The sequence below is a fragment of the Enterococcus sp. DIV1375a genome (genome assembly GCF_051712205.1).
Classification (GTDB): Bacteria; Bacillota; Bacilli; order Lactobacillales; family Enterococcaceae; genus Enterococcus; species Enterococcus faecalis.
Genome location: NZ_JBIOOM010000001.1, coordinates 1,016,217 through 1,042,271, shown reverse-complemented (window position 1 = coordinate 1,042,271; position 26,055 = coordinate 1,016,217). Strand labels below are relative to the sequence as shown.

Below are 26,055 nucleotides of genomic sequence, written 5' to 3'. Positions count from 1 at the left end.
CCTCCTACACAAATCGGTTAGGATAGCAAATCGTCAAGCGGAAGTCGCTATCTTTGGCTTGAATATACAGCGGTTCATTAGGATATAGATAAAAATCGTTCATTGGTCGAATCATCGGTGCACCATTTTTTGTCAGATAAAAATTTTCAGTATCAATGATAATTTCCGAACGATCAAAATCTCCTAAGTTAATTGTATCGTTCCGTGTTTTAATCCAAACACCACGTCCGGTTCCTGTTAAAATAATGGTCGGTTTGACTTTTAATCCTTCAACCGTAGGATAAATTTCAATTGGCCGAACTTCTTTGCCTAAATCCCCCATCGTGTAAGCCCGATTTTGAAACGTAATCATGGTTGATCCCCAATAGGCTCCACCTTCAATTAAAATTGGAAAATCAACTGCACCTGAGCCTGTATTCCCCATTAAGTAATTCGCTTGAAATGTAATGGTTGGCGAACCCCACATCACACTAGTCGCATCACTCCGCGTGTATTTATACGGATCAGAAAGCAATAAAGTAAAGGTGCCTGTTACTTGGTTAACACCTTCGGGTACATCACTCACTGAAGATTTACTGCCAAACCACAGCATTTCCGGTTCATCGTTAAACCAAATAGAAACGTCTTTTTCCGTAAACAAAGCAACGTTTAAATGATTAAATGCATCTCGAAACGCTTCATTATTCACAGCTGAAAGGCGATATTTGACTGTTAATTCTCGTTCTGGAATCCGCGCATAAACGTGACGTTTACCATCACGAATCCCTAATTGATAGCTTTCAATTTCGCTTGGAACTAATTCTCGTCCTGAAACTGATAATGTTTGATAACCAGGGATGACTTTTTCTAAAAATTGGCCGTTAAAATTCAACGCTTCTGAAGGAAGAGGCGTTGAATGAGTTGCTTGATTGGTATCAACAAATTTATACATGTTATCCTCTCCTTCCTAAGCGGTTATTTTGTTTCACTTGTTGTCGTTGTAACTCTGTTGCTAAATAAGGCGCCGTAGTTGCTGCAACAACTTTTCCATCTAACGTTGACTCTACTGTCACAAATAATGGTCGATTGTATGCATCATTTTCTAAACGATGGTCAATCGTTGCCGTGAAGTTTCCTCGACCAGCTAAGTCCAAGGCAAAATCATTTAACAGCGGTAAATCTAAAATAGAAGCCATTGCTCTACTAACGGCTGTTTCGCCTGCATAAATCCCCGTGGCAATTGTGCCGCCGAAATTCAATTTATGCAAATCAGATAAGGGACCTTCTTTTGCTGGTGAAAATGGTAAAAAGTTACGAATTTTACTGACGACCCCATCGATTGCTTCTTTGGCTTTTCCAATTGCGCCTGTAATTCCATCAGCAATCATACCGACAATATTCGCACCGGCATCGGTGAATTTTGAAAACCAACCTTGGATTGCTTGCCAAGCACCTTCAATTACAGAACCAATGGCATTTTTTACCTGATCGGCTGCATTGGTAACCCCATTTTTGATATTTTCAACTAACTGTCCGCCCGAAGCTAACAGTTGACCAAAATAAGAACCAATCTTCGTGATCATTTGTGAGATTAATGTTCCTGCTGCGGACAACAAGGCACCCAATAGACTGAGTACACCATTAATTAAGGCTTGAATCAGTTGAATCCTAGCACTTAACAACTGTGGCAACGCATTGATTAACGCACCCATTAAAGCGGTAATTAGCGTAATTGCTGCAGTAACCAATTGCGGTAAAATTGAAATAATCCCTTGGATCAAAGCCATTAGCAATTTGACACCTGCGCTGATGATTTGTGGTAAGGCACCAATTAAGGCATTTACCAATGTCAAAATTAAGGTAATAGCTGCTGCAACTAAGGTTGGTAAAATCGAAATAATCCCTTGAATTAACGCCATTAACAATTTGACACCTGCGCTGATAATCTGTGGTAAGGCACCTATCAACGCAGTCCCTAACGCTAGAATAATCGTCAGTGCTGATTGAATTAACTGAGGTAAAATCGTCATAATCCCAGTGATTAATGCCATCAAAATTTGTAAACCAGCAGTCAAAATCAACGGTAACATAGTAACAAATGCATTAACTAAGGCCGTGATAATTGAAACACCTGCTGTAACTAGCATTGGTAACGCTGTGACAAAAGCTGTCACTAATGTAGTGATGATATTAATCGCTGCAGTTGTAATTGTTGGCAAGGCGGTGACAATCGCATTAACTAAAGTCATTAATAAGCTCAAACCAACTTCTATCAACATTGGTAAGACTGTTGTAATCCCCTGAATCAACGTAGTAATAATTTGTGTTGCCGATTCAATTAAGACGGGCAAATTGGCAACGATCGCACCAACAATTAACGTAATTAAACTAGATAACGCGGTTACGATGCTTGGAATAGCTTCTGTTATTTTCCCGAGAATACTGGTTAAGACGGTTGTAAAAAGTTGTATAACTTTCGGTAGATTAGCCGCAAGCATTGTTGTAACCGATGTAATCGTGTTACCTAAATTATCAAAGACTTGGGTAATACCACCCGCACTCAAATCACCGGTTTTCATCCAGGCCGTCACGAATGAAACAATCAAGGAAATAATTAGACCAAACGGCCCAGAAATTCCTAATGCAGCCAGTGCAACTTTTGTCAGAACTTTTACCAAAAGACCAACCGCTAAACCAGCTTTGTCAAAGGTACCACCAAATTGCCCTAATAAGTTACTACCTAATTGCAAACCGCTGGCAAAAACGCCCGTTAGCACACGACCAATTGTTGAAAAAATAGTCGCCATTTTCTCTAAGCCTACTGCAAAAAATTGTTTAAAAACTGCCATTACTTGCTGAAAGGCCGGCTGGATCTGTTGTAGCAATCCTACCAATTTGCCAAACGCCGCTGAAACAGCTCCTTGAATGGCACTAGCTAAGCGATTGATACTATTTCTAAATGTTTCATTGGTTTTATAGAAATAAACAAACGCTGCTACAGCTGCTAAAACGGCTGCTACAATTAAAATTAATGGTCCTCCACTTAAGGCACTAAAACTAGCACTTAGTTTTGATAAGCCACCACCTAACTTCCCAATGTTTCCTTGTACAAGAGCCAAACCAGCACTAAACTGTTGAAATTTTTGCTGAGCCATCGTTACCATAATCAGCATGGGCCCAATGGCGGCTAAAATGCCCATAATGGCAACAATAAAAACTTGGACGGGTTTTGGTAATTTGATAAATAAATTCACCAAAGCTGTAATGCCTTTGACGACTGTGATAACCACTTGAACCAAAATTTCCATTCCTGGAGCCATCACGCTTTGAATCACTTGTGCCGCCGCTTCAAATGATTGATTCATCTGAGTCAATGCCCCTTGCAACTCGCCTTGCAATGAATCAGAAATCCCTCCTGCACTGGCCATAATCAGTCCTTGCATTCCTTGAAATTCGCCACTGACCCCAGCACCGACGCCCATAGCTGTTTTTAAAACGTTCAGCATAGGTAAGGAAACGGCACTAGTCATGGCCGTCCCAAAGATCAGCATATTATTTTGTGCATTAGTAAAGCCATCAGAGGTTTCTTTCCCCGCTTTTTTAGCTGCTTCACCGGCTTGTTCAGCAGAATCTGTTAACGCTGTGTTCATTTGATCTGCTGCCTTTGCTGTTTCGTCTCCTGTTTTTTTCACTGTTTCTCCAGATTGTTGCATGACGGTTTTAAATGTGTTCATGACCGTGGCTGACTGATTGACACCCGCACTAATTTTCCCTAAATATCCACTTAATAAGGCATACTCACCGCTCATACTTTTTAATGCTTGTTGGACGCCTGCAAGGCTTTTCTTTGCCTCCGATAACGGCGTTTTTTCTTTGTCATTCTCCATCTACTCTCCTCCCTTCTCGATAGCGGCGTAGACGCTCTGCCACAGTGGCAAGTTGCGTTCCGCTCATTTAATTTCGTTCGTTGTGGCTGGTTAGCTGCCAGAACTTCAGCAACTCGTTTTTCATAATCATAAAAACTTTTAAAGCTTTCAAAAACGGGTTTTCCTTTTTTGTTTGTCGCTTGCGCTTTAACATTTAAGTAGGCAAGCTCGTGCCTTTTCCGCTCTTCATCTACTTCTGCTAAATTAAAAGCAATCATTCGTAATTCAAATTCAGACATGGTCATCCGATCCACTTCCTCAAATGAACGACAGCCTAAGTAGCGAAAAGCAGAAAGAGCGATGTCGTGATACACGTCATCGCTCGTTTTAATTAGTTGGTCGCTTGCGCTTCTGCTTTCTTCGCTTCTTTGCTGAACTGATCGATCATTGGTTTTGTAAGAGGTTGCTTTCCCATTTCTTTAAGCAAATCATCTGAAAGTTTTTTGACATCTTGGGTCATTAACCATGCTTCAATTTCCGACTTACCTATTTTTAATTGCCCACTTTGTAAGGCTTCCATGATGTCAACTAAGATTACTGGATTGTATTGGCGTAAATAAATCATTGCTGAACTGATGCCCATGCCGAATTTGGCAGCGCCATTTTCAATTTGGTAACGTTTATCTAATTCGCGAATCGCGCCAATCGTAAATTTCACTTCAATTGTTTTTCCGTTAATCTCTAAATTCATTTTTTATCCTCCTAAAATTCAACACTTTTTTTGATTATGCGCCAGGTTGTGGTGCTTTCTCTGGAACGGTATCTTGGAACGCATATTGTGCTTCCGCAATAATATCTGCTTCTACTGTTGCAAAGCCATCTTGTGGCTTGCCATTAATAGAGGCTTCTGTTTCGATTTCTACTAATTCTTCTACATTGGCTGGTAAACTCCATGAATTTACATAACCTTGGGCATAAATTGCTGGATATTTACCTTCCGCATTTTTTTCACCTTTTAAATCAACATCCCAAAATTCCATTAAGATGCCATCTTCAACTGCGTCTTTCATGTATAAATTTTCATCATCTCGAGAGGCTAAACCGCTTAACGATAACGTAACTTCTAAACCAGAAACAGCATTCGCAACGCCATCTTTTGTTTGCGTACCGCTCGATTCACGTGAGAATTCCCATTCATGTTCAATCTGAAATAAGGGTTTCATTGCTTTCTTTGTCGCTGCTTCATCCAAGCGATGAACTAATAAAATACGGTCTTTTCCTTGCATAACTTCTCCCATTGATAATTCCTCCTAGTAAAATTGCATGTGTAATGGTAGTACAGCATGCCAAATTGTTTTTTTCATTTGTTTGGTATCTTTTACCATTTGTGCTTTGACTTCTTGATGTTTGATACCCCAATTAAAATGAGCCGTTCGTTTTAAGTTACTAGTTGCCTGCCGTAAAATCGTTCCTTTAATTGTAGAAATTTGTTGTCGTTCAGATAACGCACCATAAACATGCATTATTAATTCAATCTCTCCCAAAATAGCTGATTTAGTTGGCTTAGGTAATTCTTTACTATCACCTAAGTAAACAAATGGCTGATCTGGTAAATCTGTCGGCAGTTCCTCTAGCAACAATAATCCTGACGTCTGGCAGATTACAACAAGGGCTTCATATAACTCTTGTTCCGCTTCATTCATTTTTAGCGCCACCTTTCCATTCAAAAAATTCAGGATTGGTTAACAAATTGGCTCTCTTCTAGTCAAAATGAAGGATTTTGAAAGTAGCCGGCATTTTCTGCTCCTTCATAGCTGACACAAGAAAGCAGTCAAAATTATAGAATTCCGTGTCTTCATTTTTTTGGTTGCCTCACGTTTATCTATCTCTTTCGACACTATTAATTTACCATGTTGACACCTGAAAAAATTCCACGCTTTTTCCATGTTTACATCCCTAGTTCATCCGCCACCGCTTCAAAGAAATGATTTCTTAATTTATAGGCTTGGCTTTTACTAATAAATAATTGCTGGGCAAGTCCAATTAATGTTAAAGAGGGCCGTTTTTTCATATATAGTTCTTCAATAATCACGCGCGTTTGTTCATCCGCTTCAGCTAAACAATTTTTGATAATGTCTCGATTTCTCTCTAAATTCCACAGACGACGATCCATAGCTATCGTAATCGCCATTCGTTCGGTCACTACAGAGTGAAGTCCTTGTCCTCTAATACCAGCATTTAAATCTGCTTCTTGATAAGGGTGCCGTAATTCTTCTTCCCGTTGACGGATATACTCATCTGTTTTATAAAAGTCTGCTAAAATATCTTTGATATAATTAAATGTTGACGTACGCATTGGTTAATCTCCTTTACTTTTATTCATTTAAAAGTGTTAATCGATAAATAAAATAACACTCTTTCGACATGTCTAAGCCGTGACGAATCGCTTCATCTGAATAACCGAGCCAAATTAAATAGAGATACTCGCTTTTTGTAAACGATGCGGCCTTGATGGATTGGATGGGTCTTGATTGATCCATCGACCAATTACCGATTGCTTGTCCTAATTCTTGAATTTCCTGCATAATAGGTTTATTTTTCTGATTTGTCCAATCGGGATATTGATTCATTAGTTGTAAGAGTCGTTTTCTTTTTTGTGCTTTTTCGCTTTGTTGCTTTGAAATATCTTTAAATACAACGCTTTTCATTTCAAATAAATCTTTTTTACGTTTTGTTAAATTACTCATGTTTACGGCCTTCTCTTTCACCAATTAGATAACCTAACATCAGTGTCATTGTCCAAAAGATAAACCCAATAATAATTGTTAACATATTTATTTCACACTCCTCATTCGTTTGTCTGTTGTGTCTTTATATTGGAAAACATAGCCACTGGCGTGCTTCATTAGACGAGAAATAATGCGTGTTCCATAGGCCTCCACCAGTTGTTTTCCAGAAAAATTAGTAGTAAAAATAGTTGCTTTATTCTGTCTAGCTTCTAAAATTCGGTTTAAGATGTCATTGTTAAAATCCGTACTAACTTTATTTTTAATTCCTAATTCAGCACCTAAATCATCTAAAACCAAAACGTCTGCTTTTTTCATTCTAGTAATATACGCTTGAGCCTTTGCTTGACTTTTGGCCGACTCATTCATGGACATTTTTAGTTTTTCTAATAACTCAGAGTAGCTGACAAATAAACAATACTTTTGATATGCAGAGCGTTCTAAGACTTCAACTAAAATACTGATAGCCAAATGACTTTTACCAACACCAGGTTTCCCTGAAAAAATAACGTGGATTGGCTTTCCTTCAACAATCGCTGAAACTGCTGCTAAGGCCCGTTCTTTTGCTTGTCTTGTTTCTAATTCAGTGGTTTGGTAATTGGTTAAGCGACATTGCCGTAGCGCATCATCAGCAATTAAGGACCCTTGATGAAAAAATTTTTGTGTACGCGCCATAAAACTCTCTTGAGAACGTTGCTGAGTGGCTTCGTGTTCATGTTTTTTTAGCATTTTATACCCACACGACCAACAAGTTGGGGCACAACGTTCTGTGCCATCTTTATTTTTTTGTTGCCAAACATATTGTTCACTGCCACATTCAGGACAACGGTCTTCAACTTTTTCTAACAATTGACTCAATAGTATTTGAAAAGTTTGATCTGTCGCATGCATACTGATTTCCTCCTTTCTTTAAAAACCTAACTCTTGATATTCTTCTGTCATTTGCGGCGTATGCTCCAACACTTGTTTTTTATCATTTACTAGAACTTCATGTACGGATAAATAATTTTGTTGCTCCCAACTTTTCAAAATAGCATTTACATAGCCATAATTCCGTTTATTTCGATCGATGGCAATTCCTAAAGCATGCAAGATTAATTGGCATGCTTCCTCTTGGCTAGCCCCTTTTTGCATAAAATCTTGCAACCAATACTTAAAATCTTGGCTTGTTTTTGAGGCCAGTGTACCAAAGCCGTTTTCCTCATAAAAATGATAAATCATCTTTAAACAATCGTTTTCTGAACTACTACCTTGACTCTGACCTAACTTAGACTGGACTATGCTTTCCTGTGGTAACCGTTGGTAGTCAGCTGGTTGACCACTGACAGACGATTCTGCTTTAAACGTATAAGCTTTGCTATTTTTTTCAACAATCTGATTTTTCTCTTCTTGATACAAGGTTGGTTTGTAACGATCACTGCGAATATAATTATGAATTTTCCAATGTTTGATAACGATCACACCACTTTCAAATACTAGAATAAATTTTTTAACCATTAGCAATTTTAGATCGTCTTCCCCACAACCGACCATTCGCTGCAATTTTTTGGGATTATTGATAAATCCATCATCATCGGCACGCATCGCTAAATGAAAATACAGAGCCTGACTTGATAAGGGCATATCTAAAAACGCCTCACTATCAATAATCGTTTTTGCAAACATGCGTCGTTCTGCCAATCCGCTTCTCTCCTTTTAACTAAATTATTGTTACTCTGTCAGTAATTCCATGAGGCCAATCATACCAATCACGATGGCCCCAATTTTTATTGAGACACTGCTTATTAATAAAATAATTGCTAAAAGTAACATATCCGACAACGTTTTTTTATAGTTCCGACTCATTTCTTCACCCTTTCTACAAAGATACGGTTTTCCGAACAAATCGCTTAAAAAGTTTGTTCAGTTAACCGAACATTTGAATGGCTCTATCTTAGCACCAAATATTTTCACTGTCAACTCGTAAGTTCGGTTTTATGAACCGGTGATTTTAATTGCGATTGTTACTTGCCTTCTCTAAACAGGTATAGTATACTTTGAGGCAATAGGAGGTTCGGAAATATGAACATTTTTGCTATCCGTTTAAAAGAGGCTTTAACAGCCAAGAACATCAAACCTAGTGATTTAGCGAAAAAAACTGGCATCGGTAAATCTTCAATCAGCGATTGGCTAGCTGGTCGTTACGAAGCAAAACAAGACAAAGTTTATCGCATTGCAGATGCATTAGACATTAATGAGGCCTGGTTGATGGGGCAAGAAGTTCCCATGGAAAAAAATGCCTCAACTATCGACCGCATTTATAAAAAATTAGAGCCCCAACGACAAGCCATCGTTTATCAATTTGCCGAACAACAATTACACGAACAACAAACGCAAGCAGAAATTCTCTCATTCCCTCGCCGTGACGAAATGACACTGGCTGCCCACGTTGGGGATCCAGAAAAGATATTTTCAAAAGAAGAAATCGAGAAAATTCACGATTACTTGGATGAAATTGATGCCAAATATCAACAATCGATTTCTTCTGACAAAAAAGAGGATTAACTTCCCATCTACTCTTTTTATTAAGTAATGGCAGGTGAATGGTAAAGTGAATGATTATGAAAAACTCGTCAGTTCCATTCAAAAGGATGTGACGGTTTTAGAAATTGATTTATACAATCAAACAGGTTGTTATGGGTTGTATCGAAATGGCAAAATTTATATTGAAAAAACATTGAGTACCCGTCAAAAGAAGAACATTTTAGCCGAGGAATACGGGCATTATCAAACATCCGTTGGCACTATTTTAAATCAAAATTGTACAGAAAATCGGAAGCAAGAGTTGAAAGCTCGCAATGTGGCCTTAGAGCAATTAGTTACATTAGACGATTTAATTCGTTGCTCTGAAGCTGGCTTAAGTAACCATTATTCTTGTGCTGAATTTTTGGAAATCGATGTTGAAACATTAAAAAATGTGATTACGTACCATCGACAAAAGTATGGCGCCACTTATCTTTATAAAGGACGGATTTTTGAATTTAGGGATTATTCTGTGATGGTATTAAATACTGGGTTAACTTAAAAAGCATGGAACAAAATCAATAAGGATTTTGTTCCATGCTTAAAAGTATTCTGGAAAATTCAAGAGCAGTTTTTGTACCAATGGTTAATATGTCCGACGCCAAGCATAAGATTTGGGACAAGTATGAGGACGAATATAAATGACGGCCAAAATCCGATGAACTGAATAATATGTTCCCGCATACTATGTAGTACAAAGAAGAAAAGAAAAAAGTACAGGGAACTCTTGCCTGAACCCATTTCTTTTAAATAACGATCTCCATTTTTATAGAAAACAACAATTCTTTTCATCTTTGCACCTCCATGACTATTTTATCAAGAAATCATGAAAAGAAAAAGCACACCATTCGTCTGGTGTGCTTTTTCTTTTTAATTATTCACCTTGATTCAACTTACGAATCAACTCATCAATGTGATTTCCGTATTGGACAGATTCGTCTCTTTCAAAAATCAACTCTGGTGTTTTATACAAGGTTAACCGTTGTCCTAATTCTTTACGAATCAGTCCTTTGGCTTTGTCTAAGCCTTGTTGAGCTTTTTGTTGTTCGGAAGCTAAATCAGATAACAAGCTGTAATAAATCGTTGCTTGTTGTAAATCACCGGTCACACGAACATCTGTAATAGTGATGCCTTGGACGCGTGGATCTCTGATGCGTTTGTTCAAGATATCATTCACTTCACGCATGATTTCTTGACCTACACGACGGTCACGATAATTTGCCATAGTGTCTTCCTCCAATTACTAAAATTATTGTTTGATTTCTTCCATAATGAAGCCTTCAATCGCATCATCTACACGTAAATCATTGAAGTTTTCAATCATAGCACCACATTCAAAACCAAGTTTGACTTCTTTCACGTCATCTTTAAAGCGTTTCAAGCTTGCTAATTTACCTTCATAAATAACAATACCATCACGAATGACACGCACGCCACTATCGCGGCGAATAAAGCCTTCTGTAACATAACAGCCAGCGATTGTGCCAACTTTAGATACTTTGTACAATTCACGAACCGTCATTTGACCCGTAATTTTTTCTTCAAATTCTGGATCTAATAACCCTTTCATCGCTGTTTCGATTTCTTCTAGGGCTTTATAGATAATACGGTGTAAACGAATATCAACTTCTTCTTGTTCTGCTTGTTGTTTCGCTTGTGGTGTTGGGCGAACGTTAAAGCCGATAATAATCGCATTACTTGCTGCGGCTAAAGTTACGTCGCTTTCATTGATGGCCCCAACTGCCGCGTGAACAATTTTCACACGAACGCCTTCTACATCAATTTTTTGTAAACTTGCTGAAACGGCTTCGGCAGATCCTTGTACGTCTGCTTTGACAATGATATTAACTTCTTTTAATTCGCCTTCTTTTAGGCTTTCAAATAAGTTATCCAATGTCACACGGCTACTTGCTGAACGTTGTTCAAGCAACGCACGTTTAGCCCGTTCTTCCCCTGCTTGACGTGCTGTTTTTTCATCTTCAAAGACCACAAAACGATCACCCGCTTGAGGAACATCATTTAATCCGGTAATTTCCACAGGAGTTGCTGGTCCTGCTTCTTTATCACGGCGGCCCATGTCATTGGTCATCACACGAACACGTCCATAAGTATTACCAACAACGATTGGATCACCAACATGTAAAGTTCCTTGTTGAACGAGTAATGTCGCAACCGGGCCTTTACCTTTATCTAAGCGCGCTTCAATCACTGTTCCAATTGCTTTTTGCGTTGGATCAGCTTTTAAGTCTTCTACTTCAGCAATCAGTAAAATATTTTCCAATAGTTCATCAATGTTTTGATTGAATTTCGCTGAAATATTGACGAAAATCGTATCTCCGCCCCACTCTTCAGGAATTAATTCATGTTCACTTAATTCTTGTTTCACATGATCAGGGTTCGCACCAGGCTTATCAATTTTGTTAACTGCTACAATAATTGGCACTTTTGCCGCTTTGGCATGGTTAATCGCCTCGATTGTTTGTGGCATTACTCCATCGTCCGCTGCAACAACTAAGATGGTAATATCAGTGATGCTGGCACCACGCGCGCGCATACTAGTAAAGGCCGCATGTCCTGGTGTATCTAAGAACGTAATTGGTTTGCCATCAATATCTAACTGATAGGCACCAATATGCTGCGTGATTCCGCCCGCTTCACCTGAAGTCACACGAGAATGACGCAATGTATCTAATAATGTTGTTTTCCCGTGGTCTACGTGTCCCATGATTGTGACAACAGGGGGACGTGTGGTTAAGTTTTCTTCAACAACTGCTTCCGGTTCGAAGAATTTATCAATGTCCGCAATATCAACTTGGACTTTTTCTTGCGGTTCCATGCCATAGTCCACAGCTAATAATTCAATTGTATCTTTATCTAAGGCTTGGTTTTGGTTAACCATGACACCCATCATAAATAATTTTTTGATGATTTCCGCTGGTTCGCGGTGGATTTTTTTCGCAATATCCGCCACGTTCATACCTTCTGTATATTCTAAAACATCTGGTAATTCACGGAATTTACGTGCTGGTACTGCTGGCTTCGCTGATTCTTGTTGATGTTTGCCTTTTTTCCCTTTTTTGTTGAAACGATTGCGGTTTTGGTTATTAAAGTTATTCCGGTTATTACGATTTTGACCGCCACCAAAATTGTTGTTACGGTTTTGGCCGCCACGATTTTGGTTGTTCCCGCCATTGTTATTTTGGCTTGTCCGATTTTGATTCGTTGTAGAACCGTTATTGTTTTGGGTATTGCGGTTTTGATTGTTTGTATTTGTTTGATTGCTACGGTTTTGTGTGTTGCTTTGGCCGTGACGATTTTGGTTGTTGTTGTTTCTTTGTTGTCCATTCGTTGATTGATTGTTTGGACGATTTTGGTTATTTCTTTGTTCACCAGGTTTATTGTTCATTGGTTTCTTATTGGCTGGTTTATTTTGTGTTGTTTGTTGCTTTTGGTTGTTTGTTGCTTTTGATTGAGTATTTACGGTACTTCCTCCTCCGAATGCTTGACGAAGCTTTGTTTCTTGCTCGGAACTAATTGCGCCCATATGGTTTTTAACATCCATACCTAATTGATGCGCTTTATCGACAACGTCTTTGCTTGCTTTATTCATTTCTTTTGCTAGTTCATAAATTCTTTTTTTTCCCATGCAATCACCTTCCTAACCTTTTAGTAATTCCTTGATTTTGGTGGCAAATCCTGCATCAGTTACTCCGATAACCATTCGTGGTCGCCCAATCGCTTGGCTGAGCTCGAATTGACTGAACAGTTCGCTAACAGGAACATTATAATAAGAACTTTTGTCCTTGATTTTCTTTCTAGTATTCTCACTGGCATCTTGTGCAACAAACACAAATTTCGCTTTGTTTGCACGAATATCTTTAAGGGTTAATTCCTCACCTGTGACTAATTTACCGGCGCGCATTGCTAAACCTAAAAGGTTCAAAATTTTGGTTTTATTTTCCATCGCCAAACAACTCTTTGCGGGCTTTTTGATGTGTTACATAATCCAATAGTTCTTGATAAAATTCATCACTTAATTTTGTTTCTAAGACACGATCAAGAATTTTTTTATCCCAAGCTTTTTGGACTTCCGCAGGATCCAAATCAACGTAAGCGCCACGTCCAGGTAATTTACCAGTTGGATCTAAGGCCACTTCACCTTCTTTGGAGCGAGTAATTCTGACTAATTCTTTTTTCGGTTTCATTTCGCCTGAAACAACCGATTTACGCATTGGAATTTTTCTCTTTTTCATTTTTTCACCCTCCAAAAACGTTATTCTTGTTCAGGTAATTCTTCTGTAATTTCTGCTTCAACAACTGCTTCTTCAGTAGCCAAGTTTTCGTAATCATCTGCCGTCATATCTGAATGGATAATTGCTTCATCCATTTCTTCTGCCACTTCGGCAACTTCTTGATTGGCTTGTTGTTCATAAAATTCAGCCATATCAGATTCTGATTTGATATCAATTTTATGGCCCGTTAATTTAGCAGCTAAGCGCGCATTTTGACCACGTTTACCAATTGCTAATGACAATTGATAATCAGGTACAACGACTGTACATGCTTTGCTATTTTCTGGATCAAAAATAACATCTAATACTTGAGCTGGATTCAAGGCATTACTAATATAAATAGCTGGATCTTCGTTCCATTCCACAATATCCATATTTTCGCCTTTTAATTCATTCACAATCGCTTGGACACGTTGGCCTTTTGGACCGACACAGGTACCCACTGGATCAATATTAGGATCTGTTGAACGAACAGCTACTTTTGAACGATCGCCAGCTTCACGAGCGACACTTACGATTTCAACAATTCCATCATAAACTTCTGGAATTTCTTGTTCAAAAAGACGTTTTAATAAATCTGGGTGACTACGGCTTACAAAAACTTGTGGGCCTTTTGATGTGTTTTCAACACGTGATACGTAAACTTTAATCCGATCATGCGGTTGGTAAAATTCATTTGGCATTTGATCTTGTTTTGATAAGACTGCTTCGATTTTACCCAAGTTTACATAAATATAACGACGATCTTGACGTTCAACAATTCCTTGCATGATGTCATTTTCGTATTCGCTAAATTCATTATAAATAATTGTTCTTTCTGCTTCACGGACACGTTGTAAAATTACTTGCTTTGCTGTTTGGGCAGCAATGCGGCCAAAGTCTTTTGGCGTAACTTCAAAACGAATTTTGTCGCCGATTTCATATGCACCATTTAATGCAACGGCATCTTTTAATGAAACTTCCAATTGTGAATCAAATACTTCTTCTGTTACTTCTTTGACAGCATACACGTGAATATTGCCTTTTTTTGGTTCAAATTCAACTTCGACGTTGCTTGCTTGTCCATAATGTCTTTTATATGCAGAAACTAAAGCTGCTTGTAACGCTTCAATCACCGTATCTTTAGGAATCCCTTTTTCAGCTTCTAATACGTCTAATGCATTTAACATTTCTTTGCTCATTGTTTTTCTTTTCCTCCTATGGATTCGTTAAAGCTGAACGAGTGGTTCTTCTTCCAAGGGAAAAACTTCTCGTTAAAACTTGTCACAGGCCCGGCTAAAAGTAAAACTTTTAGTGGACCCTTTTTTACATTCGAGTCTGTTGATTAAAATTGAATGGCTAAACGAGCTTTTGCGATATTTTTACGTTCAAAAGTCATTTCCTTCACTCTGGTTTTAATTTTTACACTTAATGTTAATTGTTCTGAATCAAGATGGACTAAGGTACCCTCAATCTGTTTTTCTCCATCAACTGCTTGATAAAGAGAAATATGAATGTACTTGCCTATCGCTTGTTCATAATCGCTTTCTTTCTTTAACGGACGTTCTGCTCCCGGAGAAGAAACTTCCAGAAAGTACGCTTGCGGAATTGGATCTGGATCCATTGCATCTAGTTTTTCACTTAATTTTTCGCTGACAAAGGCACATTCCTCAATATCAATGCCACCTTCTTTATCGATAAATACTCGTAAAAACCAATTTTTTCCTTCCTTAACAAACTCTACTTCCACAAGTTCAAAATTTTGTTCTTCTAAGATTGGTGTGACTAACTTTGTTACAGTTTCCACAGCACTACTCAAAATTTTCGCCTCCTTCGAGATTGATGTAACGAACCGTGTCCTGATGACTTTTCCATCAAAAAGAGTGAGCAGAAATCCGCTCACTCCCAACTAGTATCATTACGCTAAAGATAGTATAGCACAGAACCATTCCAAACTCAAATGAACAAGCTAAATCTCTCGAAATTTGCACATTTTGTCTCGATTACTGAAACTATCTAAGCGATTATTTTTTCGTTTTAAAATAGATAAATACTCCTTGAATCAAAAGAAGGCTACCTAAGAAAAGAAACGCGTTTTCTTTTGTTTCTCCTGTTTTTGGCAATTCTTTATTACGAATCGCCTGTTTTTCAATGGTTATTGAAGTAGTTTCTGTGGTTGAATTCGTGGTAGTATCTGTTGTCCCACTCGTTGGTGGTATGGTACTTTCTATAGGTTTCTCTGGCGTATAGTGATTAGTAAATACTTGACCTCCATCATACTGAATAGTCGCCACGAGATTTCCTAAAAGTACCTCGACGGTTACTTGAACTTGAAGATTATGCGTATCGTAGGAAACACCTGTCTGTTGCGTGTTTACTTCCCGAATGGTGTATTGATAGTTTCCGGGAGTTTCAAAGGTTAATGGTGAAAATTGAATTTTCCCTAAAGTATCGTTACTAACCGTTTCTAGTACTGTGCCTTTCTCATCTAACAATTCAAATTGAAATTCAGCATCCTTCAGTGGTTTTCCTAAAAGAACTTTTCCAGCTAAAAATGAAGCAGCGACTGGTTGATATGAAATCTTATGATTCACAACAGTTTTCAGTGCAACTAAGTTTTTACCAAAGTCTTCAGGTGTTATTGTAATCTTGTTTTGCGAAAGTTGGTAACCGGTAGGTGCTTTGGTTTCTACTAAAGTATAGTTATCTTTTAACAAGCCTTTAACCATCGCTGTTCCGTTTTGATCTGTTGTGATTTTGGCCACTGTTTGATTGGTTGAGTCACGAATGAGTTCAAATTCTGCACCTGCTAAACGTTGGCCCGCTTCATCTTCTTTATGAATTTCAACAACATATTGTTCACCATTAGCTTCTCCACTACCCGTTTGTGAGACACGGCTCACTTCGACTTCTTCCACCACCGTTTGATTTTCTGTTAATTTTGCATAATTTGTGAAGGTTTCACCTTTTTCGGGAAGATGATCGATTTTGGTTTTATAGGTGATACGATATTCGTTGGTTCCAATATTGCCAAAATGCACCGAAAAATCACGGTCATCTGGACCATACTGGACAGCCAACTGACCAGTTATATCTTCCTCTGGCGTGAACTGCCAAATAGCATTTCCATCCAGTGTCCATTGTCCTCGTTCAATTTTCATAGTGTCTTTCATATAACTTAAACTTTCTGTTTTTAGCACATCTTCTACTTCTAAATCAGTATACGTTTGCCCTGTTGGATTAATCCGTAGCACATTGTAAATTTCGGTTGGATCGTCTTCGATAAACCATGAATACTTGCTAAATTTTTCGTTAACATCATCGCCTTCACCTTGGTAATCAAGATCGCCAGCAAATATTTTTTCCCCTTCAACCGTGACGTAAATAGGAATCTTGGATTCATTTTCGACATTTTCGAAATCAATCAAACTTGTAAAATATAAAGACCCACTAATATTGGCATGGTTTTCTACGTAATCTGTATACGTTAACGTGACCGTTTTATTTGCTACATCGGTCTGTGCAATTGCAACCACAGCACCTGTATCATCTACTACATTAAAGGTCATATTTTTCTCGAGACGTAGCTCTTCGGGTAAAGTAATCACACTCGTATCCCCACTATTAACGGTATTATCCGGTAAGTTGAACTCAATTCGGAGGTAGATGTCTGTATATTGATTAATGGTCCCAAGTGGGTTTCCCTCTTTATCCGTTAGCTGAATCGCTGTCACAATGTTGCCCACTTGCTTACGCGGCACTACGTTTGGCGTAGCAGAAATTTGATTGGTTTCACTGGTACTAGTTGGTTCCGTTTGCGCATATCCTGTTTCAAGTTTCAGAAAAGGCGTTATCAGCGTCGACAAAAGAATGAAAAACATTCCCCAATAGACAAAACTTCTTTTTTTCATTTTTATTCAATCCTTCCTATCTAAAATAATTGGTTAGGTTTATACTATCAAGGATTAACTAGGTACAAGTGTTTTTATTTTTCCCAACAATAAAAAACAAAAAACACCGAACCAAAATAATTTTGGTTCGGTGTTTTGCTCCTAATGTCTTTTCTTATAAAACCATAATTGAACTTTTTCAGAAATGGTTGATAAATGTTGGAAAGTTGAGTCTGCTGCAAAGAAAAGAATGGCTAAAAGTAACAAGGCTGTTGGCGATACCGAAGTTAACGAGAACAAGTTTTTCATGGAAATACTTGTAAGAACCATTCCGATTAAACAGCCAATCATTACACGCTTGCGGTAACGATTCATTGGTGAACTAATTTTATAAAGAACCATAAAGCCGACTGAAACTAGCAACAATGTTGCAGTCGTTGAAATGTCCGTTTTTTGAAGTGCAAGAATATCACCACAAATTAGTAAGGCACCGACTACCAACATATCCGTTAACCCACCAGGAATTGCTTTTGATAACACATTGAAAAGAAATTTCCCTTCAATGCGACGATGATTTGGTTCCAAAGCTAGAAATGTCGAAGGAATACCAATTGTAAATAAACTAATCAATGTGACTTGTGTCGGTTGTAAAGGATATGTCACGGCAAAAATCATAGCAAAGACAGACATTAGCAAGGAGAAAATATTTTTTACAAAGAATAAACTTGAAGAGCGTTCAATGTTATTAACTACTTGGCGGCCTTCAAAGACAACCTCCGGCATCGTTGAAAAATCAGAATCCAACAACACAACTTGCGAGGCTTGTGCTGTAGCTTGATTTCCTGAAGCCATGGCAATACTACAATCTGCTTCTTTCATGGCTAAAATATCATTGACTCCATCCCCTGTCATCGCCACTGTATGATCTAATTTTTTCAACAATAGCACAAATTGTTTCTTTTGTTCTGGCGTGACACGACCAAAAACGGTGTATTTTTCTAAAGCTTCTGTCTGGGCTTCCATTGTAGTTAATGTTCGCGCGTCCACATAATTTTCAGCACCAATAATGCCTGCCGCTTGTGCTACATTGGATACTGTTAAAGGATTATCACCAGAAATGACCTTAATAGCCACATTTTGTTCAGCGAAATATTCAAAAGTTGCTTTGGCTTCTTTACGAATCGGATTCCAAAGAAGAATGTAGCCTAGAGGTTGAACCTCTGCTGCCAACGTTTCCTGAAATTCTCCTAAATACTTTCCGAACACCAATAAGCGATAGCCTTGACTTGTATAATGTTCCACTTCAGATTGATACATTTCATAATTGTCTCTCAAAATCATCTCTGGCGCCCCAAGAATATACGTCGCTTCCGGGAAAGTCACGCTACTAAATTTTTCGACAGACGAAAACGAGGTATAGCTAACGGCTTCCCTCTGATTATTAGTAACAAAAAACTCTTTCATCGCTTTCATCGTATCGTTGTCAGCTGACATTGTTCGACAAAAATCGCCAATTAATTTTTCGACATTGGTTAAGTCTGTACCATCATTTTCGATACTCACCACAGGAACCAACTCTTGGACTTCCATCGTGTTTTCAGTAATTGTTCCTGTTTTATCTACACATAACACATCGACACGTGCTAAGGATTCGATACTTTTCATGTTGTGCAATAAAACGCCGCGCTTCGCTAAGCGCATTGTGCTGGCAGCTAATGCAACGGTTGTTAAAAGGTACAACCCTTCTGGAATCATCCCAATCAAGGCAGCTTCCATGGAGACAATGCTGTCATGAAGCCCTTGATGGTTGATGAAATAACTTTGGAAAAATAGAACACAGCCGATTGGAATAATAATAATCCCTACCCATTTCACCAAACGGTTAATGGAACCGACCATCTCTGATTGTTCCCCTTTTTTAATTGATTTCGCTTCAAGCGTCAATTGATGAACATAGGCCTCAGCGCCAATTTTATCAATTCTTGCATAACAAGAACCTGACACAATAAAGCTACCTGACAAAAGTTGGCTATCTGCTACTTTGGTAATCTCATCAGATTCCCCAGTTAACAAGGATTCATTCACACGGACTTCACCAGATAAGACAATTGCATCCCCAGAAATCTGTTCACCCGATTTAAAGAGCACCACATCATCCAAAACCAGCTCATCTGGCGAAATTTCTTGTTCTTGGCCATCCCTCACAACGGTTACTTTTGTAGCGTTTAGAATATTTAAGCTATCTAATACTTTCTTCGACTTAATTTCTTGGTAAATTCCAATGACCGTATTAATGATTACTACTGGCAAAAAGGTCATATTTTTATAAGATTGTACCAGCATTAATAACACGCCTAGTACCACAAAAATTAAGTTGAAATACGTAAATACGTTATTAATAACAATCTGTTTCGTTGTGATAAACTCTGTATCGACGGCGGCATTGACTAAGCCTTTTCGCTTTCTTTCTTCAACTTGTGCGGCCGTCAAGCCTTGTTTATCTTCTGGATAATAGCGTTCCGCGTTAGCAGTCACTGCTATTGGTTCATTTTCTTGCATTTCTTTTTTTCTTCTCAAACACATCACCCCTTGTTCTAGTCGACTCTTTCATCGTCTCCTTCTCTCCCACAGTATAGCACTGAATAAAAATTTAGATAACAACTAGCGCCCAACTATAGAAAAAAATTATACATTTCCTAAACATTGTCATTTTCAGGAACAAGCTAACGCAAAACCTTTTCATTTACTTGTTTTTCCTTTACTATAGTAAAGAAGAAATATCAAGAAATGAGGAACAATTGATGGCACAGAATCACGTAATTAAAGTTAGTAAAAAAACATTAGCAGAGATGACCACTGTTTATCAACCCAATCGTTTAAATAAAACGGTCCCTTATACTGTCTTTGTGGCCAAGGTTGGCACCACTACTATCACCGCTTATCAATCAGGTAAAGTCATGTTTCAGGGACCTCAAGCTGAAAAAGAGGCCGCTCGTTGGGAAGGAACGAGTACCACACCAAAGAAAAAAGTGTCCCCCCAGACTACAACGCTGCCTGCTGATTTTGGCAACTGGTCTGTGATAGGTTCCGATGAAGTCGGTAATGGTAGCTATTTTGGTCCAGTAACTGTCTGTGCTGCCTATGTTGACAAAAGCATGATTAGCAAACTAAAAGCATTGGGTGTTCGTGATTCCAAAGAATTAACCGACCCACAAATTATTCAATTGTCACATGTCATTAAAGAACTGATTCCTTACAAGTTATTAATCGTTGAACCAAAAAAATACAATGAGATCCAACCAAACTACAATGCTGTACACATGAAAGTCGCTTTGCATAACCAAGCGATTTATCTGTTGCTACAAGAATTGGCTCCCACAAAGCCAGAAGGGATTTTAATTGACCAATTCACCCCTGAAAATAACTATCGGAAATATGTTCGTAATGAAAAAAATCAAGTCACTGAAAAATTGTTCTTCGTCACTAAAGGAGAGCAGTATCATGTTGCCGTTGCTGCCGCCTCTATTATTAGCCGCGCTGCTTTTTTAGAAGAGTTAGACAAAGAATCTGCAGAATTGGGTTTCTCTGTGCCCTCTGGTGCTGGCAGCAAATCAGACCAAGTAGCCGCCCGTATTTTGAAAAAAGGCGGCCTAGACTTATTAGCGAATTACGCGAAGCTGCATTTTGCAAACACCCAAAAAGCCCAAAAGTTACTATAAAATAAACACCAAGCAAAAGTCCCAATGCCGATTAGCGGCGCTGGGACTTTTGCTTGGTGTAAAAAATTATTTTTCAATTTCGATAAATAGGACTTTTAAGTAATTACCTTCTGGAAAATTAGGATTCACTTGAAAGTCTGCCGGTAATTGATACGTGTCCGTAATCTTGTAACGGACATTTTTCTCTTGCAAGGCAGTAATCACCATTTTTTGATATTTGGCTAAGGATAAATTTGCCGCATTGGTCGAGGCAATAAGCGTTCCCTTATCCGTTAAAATATCAATAGAATCTTTCACTAGCTCCCCATAATTTTTAGCAACGGAAAAAACTTTCTTTTTGTTGCGAGCAAAACTTGGCGGATCCAAAATGATCATGTCATAACTCAAACCTTTACGTGAAGCATATTTAAAGTAGTCAAAAACATCCATGACAATAATCTTTTGCGCGGCAAGATTTAAATGATTGACTTCAAATTGCTCAGTCGTTTTCGGTAAGCTTCGTTTAGCTAAATCCACACTAGTGGTGGCTACGGCACCTCCCATAGCGGCAGCTACTGAAAAAGCACCTGTATAACTAAACATATTTAAGACTGTTTTACCTACTGCAAAACCATCTACTAATCGACCACGAACTTCTTTTTGATCTAAAAAGATGCCTGTCATTAATCCTTCGTTTAAATAGGTAGCAAATTGAACGCCATTTTCAGTGACAAGTAATGGCTCGGGTGCTTGTTCGCCATACAAAAACTGTGATTCGGGTAAATTTTTTGTGGAAAAACGAATCTTTTCGTAGGCACCAATAATGTCAGGGTAAACTGTGCGAAACGCCGTCAAAAGTTCGGCTTTTTTCTGATAAAGGGTTTCATTATACCATGAAAAAACGGCGTAATCTGCATAGCGATCGATGATTAGACCCCCAATGCCATCTCCTTCTCCATTAAATAATCTATAAGCGGTTGTCAGCGAATCCTTTTTAAAAGATGTCCGCTTCTCACGACTTATTTCAAAGAGTTGTTGAAAAAAAGATTGATTAATTGGTCCATGCCATGACAGCAACCAACCAATTCCTTTATTTTGTTCGCCTAAATATCCTTCGGCTAAACGCTGGCCTTTACTATCAATCAAAGTAAGCCAATCTGTTGGTAACGGCGCTGGCACTTGTTGCAAATCTTCTTTCTGAATTAAAGGATATCCTTTTTTAAATTTATGTTCTGCTTTTTTAGTTACTTGAAGTTTCATTCTGTGCACCTACTTTTCAAAGTCCTATCTAGTATAGCAAAAAAAGGCCCATCTGTCTTTAAAGGATTCAAGCTTCACGTCATTTAACGAACTAAAAAGTTTAAGGAAATAGTAAGTTTTCTTTAACATCACCATTCCTCACTTCGGTAAGAATTGACATAAAATTTGTGAAAGAGTAAAATTAAAGCGATATTGTAAAATACGAAATTTACCTAATTTTACTTTTATAGAATCATCGTTTAGAAAGGACGTTTATTTTGAAAAAATTATTTAAAACAAATATTTTGAACACGCGACTGGGGTTATTCTCGCTAATCGCCATCTTATTGTGGCTAAAAAACCTCTTTGCGTACGCCGTTGATTTCCATTTACGTTTGGAAAATATTAACGAGTACTTCATACTCTTAATTAATCCAATTGCCACAACGGTCTTTTTATTAGCCATCGCTTTGTATGTTCGCCGTAAAAAAGCTTCTTATATTACAATGATGATTATTTACTTTTTGATGAGTTTACTGCTCTTCTCAAATGTCGTGTATTATCGAGAATTTACTGACTTCATCACAGTTAATACGATGCTTGGTGCTGGCAAAGTAGCTAGCGGTCTTGGCGAAAGTGCCTTACGTCTCTTTAGACCTTATGACGTCATTTATTTCTTAGACTTCATTATTATTGGCGTATTATTGTTAACGAAAAAAATTAAAACAGATGCGCGTCCAGTCCGCGCACGTGTAGCAGTCTCTGTCACACTCCTTTCTGTTGTCTTTTTCTTATTCAATCTATTTATGGCTGAAACAGAACGTCCCCAATTATTAGGACGTCAATTCTCTCGTGACTATATCGTGAAATTCTTAGGCTTAAATGCCTTTACCGTATACGATGGCATTACAACTTACCAAACAAACCAAGTCCGTGCCGAAGCTAGTGCTAACGATATGAAACAAGTTGAAGATTACGTGAAACAACAATATGCGGCACCCGATGATAGTAAGTTTGGTATTGCAAAAGGCAAAAATGTAATTTATATCCATTTAGAAAGTTTCCAACAATTTTTAGTTAATTACAAATTAAAAGATGAAAATGGCGTAGAACACGAAGTCACACCATTTATCAATAGTCTTTACAATAGTAAAAGTACCTTTAGCTTTGATAACTTCTTCCACCAAGTTGGTCAAGGAAAAACAAGTGATGCCGAAACGTTACTTGAAAATTCACTATTTGGTTTAGACCAAGGTTCACTCTTTACACAAGTTGGTGGGAAAAATACGTTTGAAGCAGCACCCGATATTTTAAAACAAACCCAAGGTTACACTAGCGCTGCTTTCCACGGAAATGCCGGTAACTTCTGGAATCGAAATGAAACCTATAAACGTTTAGGCTATGACTATTTCTTTGATGCTAGTTATTATGATGTTAATTCAGATAACTCATTCCAATATGGGTTACACGATAAACCATTCTTTAATCAATCCGTTCAATATTTAGAGCATTTACAACAACCGTTCTATTCTAAATTTATTGCTGTATCCAATCATTATCCTTATTCTCAATTTACAAACGATGAAGCAGGATTCCCAATTGCAAAAACCTCTGACGAAACAATTAATGGTTACTTTGCAACAGCGAATTATTTAGATAAAGCAGTCGAAGAATTCTTTAACTACTTGAAATCTTCAGGTCTCTATGAAAACTCAGTCATTGTTCTTTATGGCGATCACTATGGGGTTTCTAATTCAAGAACCCAAAACTTAGCAGAGTTAGTAGGTAAAACCAAAGCAGATTGGAACGATTTTGACAACGCCAATATGCAACGTGTTCCTTATATGATTCACGTTCCTGGTCAAGAAAATGGCGGTGTGAACCATACGTATGGCGGCCAAGTTGATGCCTTACCAACCCTTCTACACTTGCTTGGTGTCGATACGAAAAACTACATTCAGTTAGGCCAAGATTTATTCTCTAAACAACACAATCAAATCGTTGCTTTCCGCAACGGCAATGTTGTAACACCTAAATATACTATTTTAGGTTCTAGCATTTACGATACTAAAACAGGCACTTTAATTACAGAGCCAACCGAAGAAGTTAAGAAAGAAGTCGCTGATTTAAAAGCCAAAGCGACGAAACAATTAGAAACGTCTGACCAAATTACTAACGGTGACTTGCTTCGTTTCTATACCAATAGCGGCTTAAAACCAGTTAACCCAGAAGACTATGATTACAAGAACCAATTGCAACAACTGGAAGCAATTGAAAAAGAAAAAGGTGAAAAATCAACGAGTGTTTACAGTAAAAACAATAATAAATCAACCGTTGATGAATATCACACTGACAGTTATCAAGGCTATCAAAAAACTGGTAAATAAATCTTCAAAAAGCTTGAGCAATTTGCTCAAGCTTTTTTGCTACTTTTTCATAATTAATTCATATTATTTCACTATACTAAAGGTAGTTTAGAGAGGTGAAAGTTGATGAGAAGTGTCCGTTACGCTACAGCTAGTAGTTTTTATCATAAAAAAATCACATTAACCACTGCACTCTTCTTCTTCCTGTTCTCTTTCTTATTGACTGGGCTGTTTAACTTAATTGATTTTGAAAAAGAGTTTTTACGAACGATGCCAGAATTTGTCGATATTGAAAAACAAACTAGTTACCATTACCAACTGATTCAATACTATTGGCACCTCTATCTAGGTAGTGTCATTTTCTTTGGTGTTACTTTTCTTCTGTTGATGTATGTGACATTACGCATAAAAAAGGAAGAAATACATACATGGTATCACATGCACTTTTCAAATATGTATGTCACCAAACAGCTCTTACTAGAGTTGTGTTTACCGGCTCTATTAGGAATTTTCAGTTTTTTACTTTTCACTTTAATGTTTCAAGAAACGTATAATACTGTTCTTTGGGCTGCCCGTGATGCTATTTTACAGTGGTCTCATTTGGAAACTCCAGCATTTTTAGCTAAAAGTACCGACCAGGATGTCACGATTACAAATATCCAGCATTTAGGGATTCAAACGATCCAAGCGTTTTCTTTTGATTTTAAAAGTATGCAGTCGCTCTATACAATCCGTAATTGCTTTGTTAACTGCTTAATCTTGCTTGGCATTCCTCTTGTTTGCGGGACTCCTTTCACGTTGATTTATTTACGTACACATCAGAAATAAGGGAGGGATTTTCTATGAATGTCACACCATCATTCAAAAAAACAACCGAAAAAAAATCCTCATTCGACGCGTTAGCTTTGCGAGAAGTTTATGGAATCATTTATTCTGCTCCAGAACAAGAACTCGCATTGGCCGATTTTTTCCAAACAAACCAATTAACCATTACTAGGCTTTCTTCTAGTGAAACCTTTCTGCCCTACTTGCCATTAGAAGAAAATTTATTTATCGCTAGTACGATCAAAGAACGGGATCGAAAAGTAGTTCTAGCCGAAGCTTTCCAGGTGTTCCAATTAGAACCTGCCTTACTTGGTCGTTCCTTTACTTCTTTTACGACTTTTGAAAAAATTAAAATGCGCATAATACAACTTTTGATTTCAAAAACAAGTACGTTAGTGATTGATGACATCTTTTCTTTATTAACGATTGGACAACGTCAAGAAATTTTACCTCAATTAAAAATAGCAGTTCAAAAAAGAAACAAGCGCTTGCTATTTCTGACAAAGGATCCACAAATTATTGATAGTCCCTATGTGCACCCCCTGTCTCTACATGCGTTATTAAACTAAAAAA

25 protein-coding genes and 1 pseudogene are annotated in these 26,055 nt (G+C 37.9%); 6 read left to right on the top strand and 20 right to left on the bottom strand.

The features are described from left to right. Positions 1-4: 4 nt before the first annotated feature. The 11 genes and pseudogenes from IGJ63_RS05170 to IGJ63_RS05120 all read right to left on the bottom strand — a co-directional run bounded on the left by IGJ63_RS05170 (position 5) and on the right by IGJ63_RS05120 (position 8,476). A complete protein-coding gene (locus IGJ63_RS05170) occupies positions 5-931 on the bottom strand; it encodes a distal tail protein Dit (RefSeq protein ID WP_101732048.1) in 927 nt (308 codons plus the stop codon). A 1-nt stretch (position 932) separates the two neighbouring features. Beyond that, positions 933-3,866 (bottom strand): phage tail protein, encoded by a 2,934-nt coding sequence (locus tag IGJ63_RS05165; protein ID WP_101732049.1) that lies wholly within the window; start codon positions 3,864-3,866, stop codon positions 933-935. Beyond that, a pseudogene (locus IGJ63_RS05160) lies at positions 3,856-4,219 on the bottom strand (hypothetical protein). The gene IGJ63_RS05165 and the pseudogene IGJ63_RS05160 overlap by 11 nt, the downstream one beginning before the upstream one ends. 17 nt (positions 4,220-4,236) lie before the next feature. Continuing rightward, positions 4,237-4,596 carry a tail assembly chaperone gene (locus IGJ63_RS05155; protein ID WP_002357848.1) on the bottom strand — a complete coding sequence of 120 codons (360 nt, stop codon included), beginning with the start codon at positions 4,594-4,596 and terminating at the stop codon, positions 4,237-4,239. 34 nt (positions 4,597-4,630) lie between these two features. Next, a complete protein-coding gene (locus tag IGJ63_RS05150) occupies positions 4,631-5,143 on the bottom strand; it encodes a phage major tail protein, TP901-1 family (protein WP_101732050.1) in 513 nt (170 codons plus the stop codon). Between the two features lie 12 nt (positions 5,144-5,155). Then, positions 5,156-5,572, bottom strand: coding sequence for a hypothetical protein (locus IGJ63_RS05145; RefSeq protein ID WP_180758902.1), 417 nt, complete (start codon positions 5,570-5,572; stop codon positions 5,156-5,158). 221 nt (positions 5,573-5,793) lie between these two features. Further along, on the bottom strand, positions 5,794-6,201 hold the full coding sequence (locus tag IGJ63_RS05140) for a RinA family phage transcriptional activator (protein WP_002360491.1): 408 nt from the start codon (positions 6,199-6,201) through the stop codon (positions 5,794-5,796). 19 nt (positions 6,202-6,220) lie between these two features. Further along, positions 6,221-6,613 (bottom strand): hypothetical protein, encoded by a 393-nt coding sequence (locus IGJ63_RS05135; protein ID WP_162783308.1) that lies wholly within the window; start codon positions 6,611-6,613, stop codon positions 6,221-6,223. 66 nt (positions 6,614-6,679) lie between these two features. Continuing rightward, entirely contained in the window at positions 6,680-7,522 is an 843-nt protein-coding gene (locus IGJ63_RS05130; protein ID WP_010715123.1) for an ATP-binding protein, read from the bottom strand. Between the two features lie 18 nt (positions 7,523-7,540). Further along, complete coding sequence (locus IGJ63_RS05125; RefSeq protein WP_180758904.1) at positions 7,541-8,296, bottom strand: DnaD domain protein; 756 nt, start codon at positions 8,294-8,296, stop codon at positions 7,541-7,543. 45 nt (positions 8,297-8,341) lie between these two features. After that, complete coding sequence (locus IGJ63_RS05120) at positions 8,342-8,476, bottom strand: hypothetical protein (protein WP_002360495.1); 135 nt, start codon at positions 8,474-8,476, stop codon at positions 8,342-8,344. 216 nt (positions 8,477-8,692) lie between these two features. Here IGJ63_RS05120 and IGJ63_RS05115 point away from each other — a divergent pair, with 216 nt between their 5' ends. Further along, a complete protein-coding gene (locus tag IGJ63_RS05115; RefSeq protein WP_438746041.1) occupies positions 8,693-9,175 on the top strand; it encodes a helix-turn-helix domain-containing protein in 483 nt (160 codons plus the stop codon). A gap of 34 nt (positions 9,176-9,209) precedes the next feature. Continuing rightward, positions 9,210-9,695 (top strand): toxin, encoded by a 486-nt coding sequence (locus IGJ63_RS05110; RefSeq protein WP_180758903.1) that lies wholly within the window; start codon positions 9,210-9,212, stop codon positions 9,693-9,695. A gap of 372 nt (positions 9,696-10,067) precedes the next feature. Here IGJ63_RS05110 and rbfA read toward each other — a convergent pair whose 3' ends face one another. The 8 genes from rbfA to IGJ63_RS05070 form a co-directional block, all read right to left on the bottom strand. Beyond that, positions 10,068-10,418 carry a 30S ribosome-binding factor RbfA gene (rbfA, locus tag IGJ63_RS05105; protein WP_002360497.1) on the bottom strand — a complete coding sequence of 117 codons (351 nt, stop codon included), beginning with the start codon at positions 10,416-10,418 and terminating at the stop codon, positions 10,068-10,070. Positions 10,419-10,442: 24 nt separating this feature from the next. After that, complete coding sequence (gene infB, locus IGJ63_RS05100) at positions 10,443-12,839, bottom strand: translation initiation factor IF-2 (protein ID WP_002357859.1); 2,397 nt, start codon at positions 12,837-12,839, stop codon at positions 10,443-10,445. A 12-nt stretch (positions 12,840-12,851) separates the two neighbouring features. Continuing rightward, positions 12,852-13,157, bottom strand: coding sequence for a YlxQ-related RNA-binding protein (locus tag IGJ63_RS05095; protein WP_002357860.1), 306 nt, complete (start codon positions 13,155-13,157; stop codon positions 12,852-12,854). Then, on the bottom strand, positions 13,147-13,446 hold the full coding sequence (gene rnpM / locus IGJ63_RS05090; RefSeq protein WP_002363794.1) for an RNase P modulator RnpM: 300 nt from the start codon (positions 13,444-13,446) through the stop codon (positions 13,147-13,149). The genes IGJ63_RS05095 and rnpM overlap by 11 nt, the downstream gene beginning before the upstream one ends. Positions 13,447-13,466: 20 nt before the next feature. Beyond that, positions 13,467-14,666 (bottom strand): transcription termination factor NusA, encoded by a 1,200-nt coding sequence (nusA, locus tag IGJ63_RS05085; RefSeq protein WP_002360499.1) that lies wholly within the window; start codon positions 14,664-14,666, stop codon positions 13,467-13,469. A gap of 143 nt (positions 14,667-14,809) precedes the next feature. Next, positions 14,810-15,283, bottom strand: coding sequence for a ribosome maturation factor RimP (gene rimP, locus IGJ63_RS05080; RefSeq protein ID WP_101732056.1), 474 nt, complete (start codon positions 15,281-15,283; stop codon positions 14,810-14,812). A gap of 205 nt (positions 15,284-15,488) precedes the next feature. After that, on the bottom strand, positions 15,489-17,375 hold the full coding sequence (locus IGJ63_RS05075; RefSeq protein ID WP_438746038.1) for an Ig-like domain-containing protein: 1,887 nt from the start codon (positions 17,373-17,375) through the stop codon (positions 15,489-15,491). 141 nt (positions 17,376-17,516) lie between these two features. Continuing rightward, the gene (locus tag IGJ63_RS05070; protein WP_101732058.1) at positions 17,517-19,937 is read right to left on the bottom strand and encodes a cation-translocating P-type ATPase; all 2,421 of its coding nucleotides are present in this window, start codon (positions 19,935-19,937) and stop codon (positions 17,517-17,519) included. Between the two features lie 218 nt (positions 19,938-20,155). On the opposite strand from IGJ63_RS05070, the gene rnhC reads away from it, so the two are divergent. Beyond that, positions 20,156-21,073, top strand: coding sequence for a ribonuclease HIII (rnhC, locus tag IGJ63_RS05065; RefSeq protein ID WP_010816463.1), 918 nt, complete (start codon positions 20,156-20,158; stop codon positions 21,071-21,073). A gap of 66 nt (positions 21,074-21,139) precedes the next feature. On the opposite strand, the gene IGJ63_RS05060 is transcribed toward rnhC, so the two are convergent. After that, entirely contained in the window at positions 21,140-22,312 is a 1,173-nt protein-coding gene (locus tag IGJ63_RS05060) for a class I SAM-dependent rRNA methyltransferase (protein ID WP_002419828.1), read from the bottom strand. A 257-nt stretch (positions 22,313-22,569) separates the two neighbouring features. On the opposite strand from IGJ63_RS05060, the gene IGJ63_RS05055 reads away from it, so the two are divergent. The 3 genes from IGJ63_RS05055 (at position 22,570) to IGJ63_RS05045 (ending at position 26,051) form a co-directional block, all read left to right on the top strand. After that, positions 22,570-24,678: an LTA synthase family protein gene (locus tag IGJ63_RS05055; protein ID WP_101732059.1), complete on the top strand. Its 2,109-nt coding sequence runs from the start codon at positions 22,570-22,572 to the stop codon at positions 24,676-24,678. Between the two features lie 105 nt (positions 24,679-24,783). After that, positions 24,784-25,485: a hypothetical protein gene (locus tag IGJ63_RS05050; RefSeq protein WP_101732060.1), complete on the top strand. Its 702-nt coding sequence runs from the start codon at positions 24,784-24,786 to the stop codon at positions 25,483-25,485. A 14-nt stretch (positions 25,486-25,499) separates the two neighbouring features. After that, the gene (locus IGJ63_RS05045) at positions 25,500-26,051 is read left to right on the top strand and encodes a hypothetical protein (protein WP_101732061.1); all 552 of its coding nucleotides are present in this window, start codon (positions 25,500-25,502) and stop codon (positions 26,049-26,051) included. Positions 26,052-26,055: the final 4 nt, after the last annotated feature.

Excerpts from the sequence above, each read along its gene's own strand:
- nusA (WP_002360499.1), bottom strand. The coding sequence starts at position 14,666 with ATGAGCAAAGAAATGTTAAATGCATTAGACGTATTAGAAGCTGAAAAA.
- IGJ63_RS05120 (WP_002360495.1), bottom strand. The coding sequence starts at position 8,476 with ATGAGTCGGAACTATAAAAAAACGTTGTCGGATATGTTACTTTTAGCA.
- rnhC (WP_010816463.1), top strand. The coding sequence starts at position 20,156 with ATGGCACAGAATCACGTAATTAAAGTTAGTAAAAAAACATTAGCAGAG.
- IGJ63_RS05095 (WP_002357860.1), bottom strand. The coding sequence starts at position 13,157 with ATGGAAAATAAAACCAAAATTTTGAACCTTTTAGGTTTAGCAATGCGC.
- IGJ63_RS05115 (WP_438746041.1), top strand. The coding sequence starts at position 8,693 with ATGAACATTTTTGCTATCCGTTTAAAAGAGGCTTTAACAGCCAAGAAC.
- IGJ63_RS05050 (WP_101732060.1), top strand. The coding sequence starts at position 24,784 with ATGAGAAGTGTCCGTTACGCTACAGCTAGTAGTTTTTATCATAAAAAA.
- IGJ63_RS05130 (WP_010715123.1), bottom strand. The coding sequence starts at position 7,522 with ATGCATGCGACAGATCAAACTTTTCAAATACTATTGAGTCAATTGTTA.
- IGJ63_RS05165 (WP_101732049.1), bottom strand. The coding sequence starts at position 3,866 with ATGGAGAATGACAAAGAAAAAACGCCGTTATCGGAGGCAAAGAAAAGC.
- IGJ63_RS05170 (WP_101732048.1), bottom strand. The coding sequence starts at position 931 with ATGTATAAATTTGTTGATACCAATCAAGCAACTCATTCAACGCCTCTT.
- IGJ63_RS05075 (WP_438746038.1), bottom strand. The coding sequence starts at position 17,375 with ATGAAAAAAAGAAGTTTTGTCTATTGGGGAATGTTTTTCATTCTTTTG.
- IGJ63_RS05070 (WP_101732058.1), bottom strand. The coding sequence starts at position 19,937 with ATGTGTTTGAGAAGAAAAAAAGAAATGCAAGAAAATGAACCAATAGCA.
- IGJ63_RS05150 (WP_101732050.1), bottom strand. The coding sequence starts at position 5,143 with ATGGGAGAAGTTATGCAAGGAAAAGACCGTATTTTATTAGTTCATCGC.
- rbfA (WP_002360497.1), bottom strand. The coding sequence starts at position 10,418 with ATGGCAAATTATCGTGACCGTCGTGTAGGTCAAGAAATCATGCGTGAA.
- infB (WP_002357859.1), bottom strand. The coding sequence starts at position 12,839 with ATGGGAAAAAAAAGAATTTATGAACTAGCAAAAGAAATGAATAAAGCA.
- rnpM (WP_002363794.1), bottom strand. The coding sequence starts at position 13,446 with ATGAAAAAGAGAAAAATTCCAATGCGTAAATCGGTTGTTTCAGGCGAA.
- IGJ63_RS05155 (WP_002357848.1), bottom strand. The coding sequence starts at position 4,596 with ATGAATTTAGAGATTAACGGAAAAACAATTGAAGTGAAATTTACGATT.
- IGJ63_RS05060 (WP_002419828.1), bottom strand. The coding sequence starts at position 22,312 with ATGAAACTTCAAGTAACTAAAAAAGCAGAACATAAATTTAAAAAAGGA.
- IGJ63_RS05140 (WP_002360491.1), bottom strand. The coding sequence starts at position 6,201 with ATGCGTACGTCAACATTTAATTATATCAAAGATATTTTAGCAGACTTT.
- IGJ63_RS05045 (WP_101732061.1), top strand. The coding sequence starts at position 25,500 with ATGAATGTCACACCATCATTCAAAAAAACAACCGAAAAAAAATCCTCA.
- IGJ63_RS05125 (WP_180758904.1), bottom strand. The coding sequence starts at position 8,296 with ATGTTTGCAAAAACGATTATTGATAGTGAGGCGTTTTTAGATATGCCC.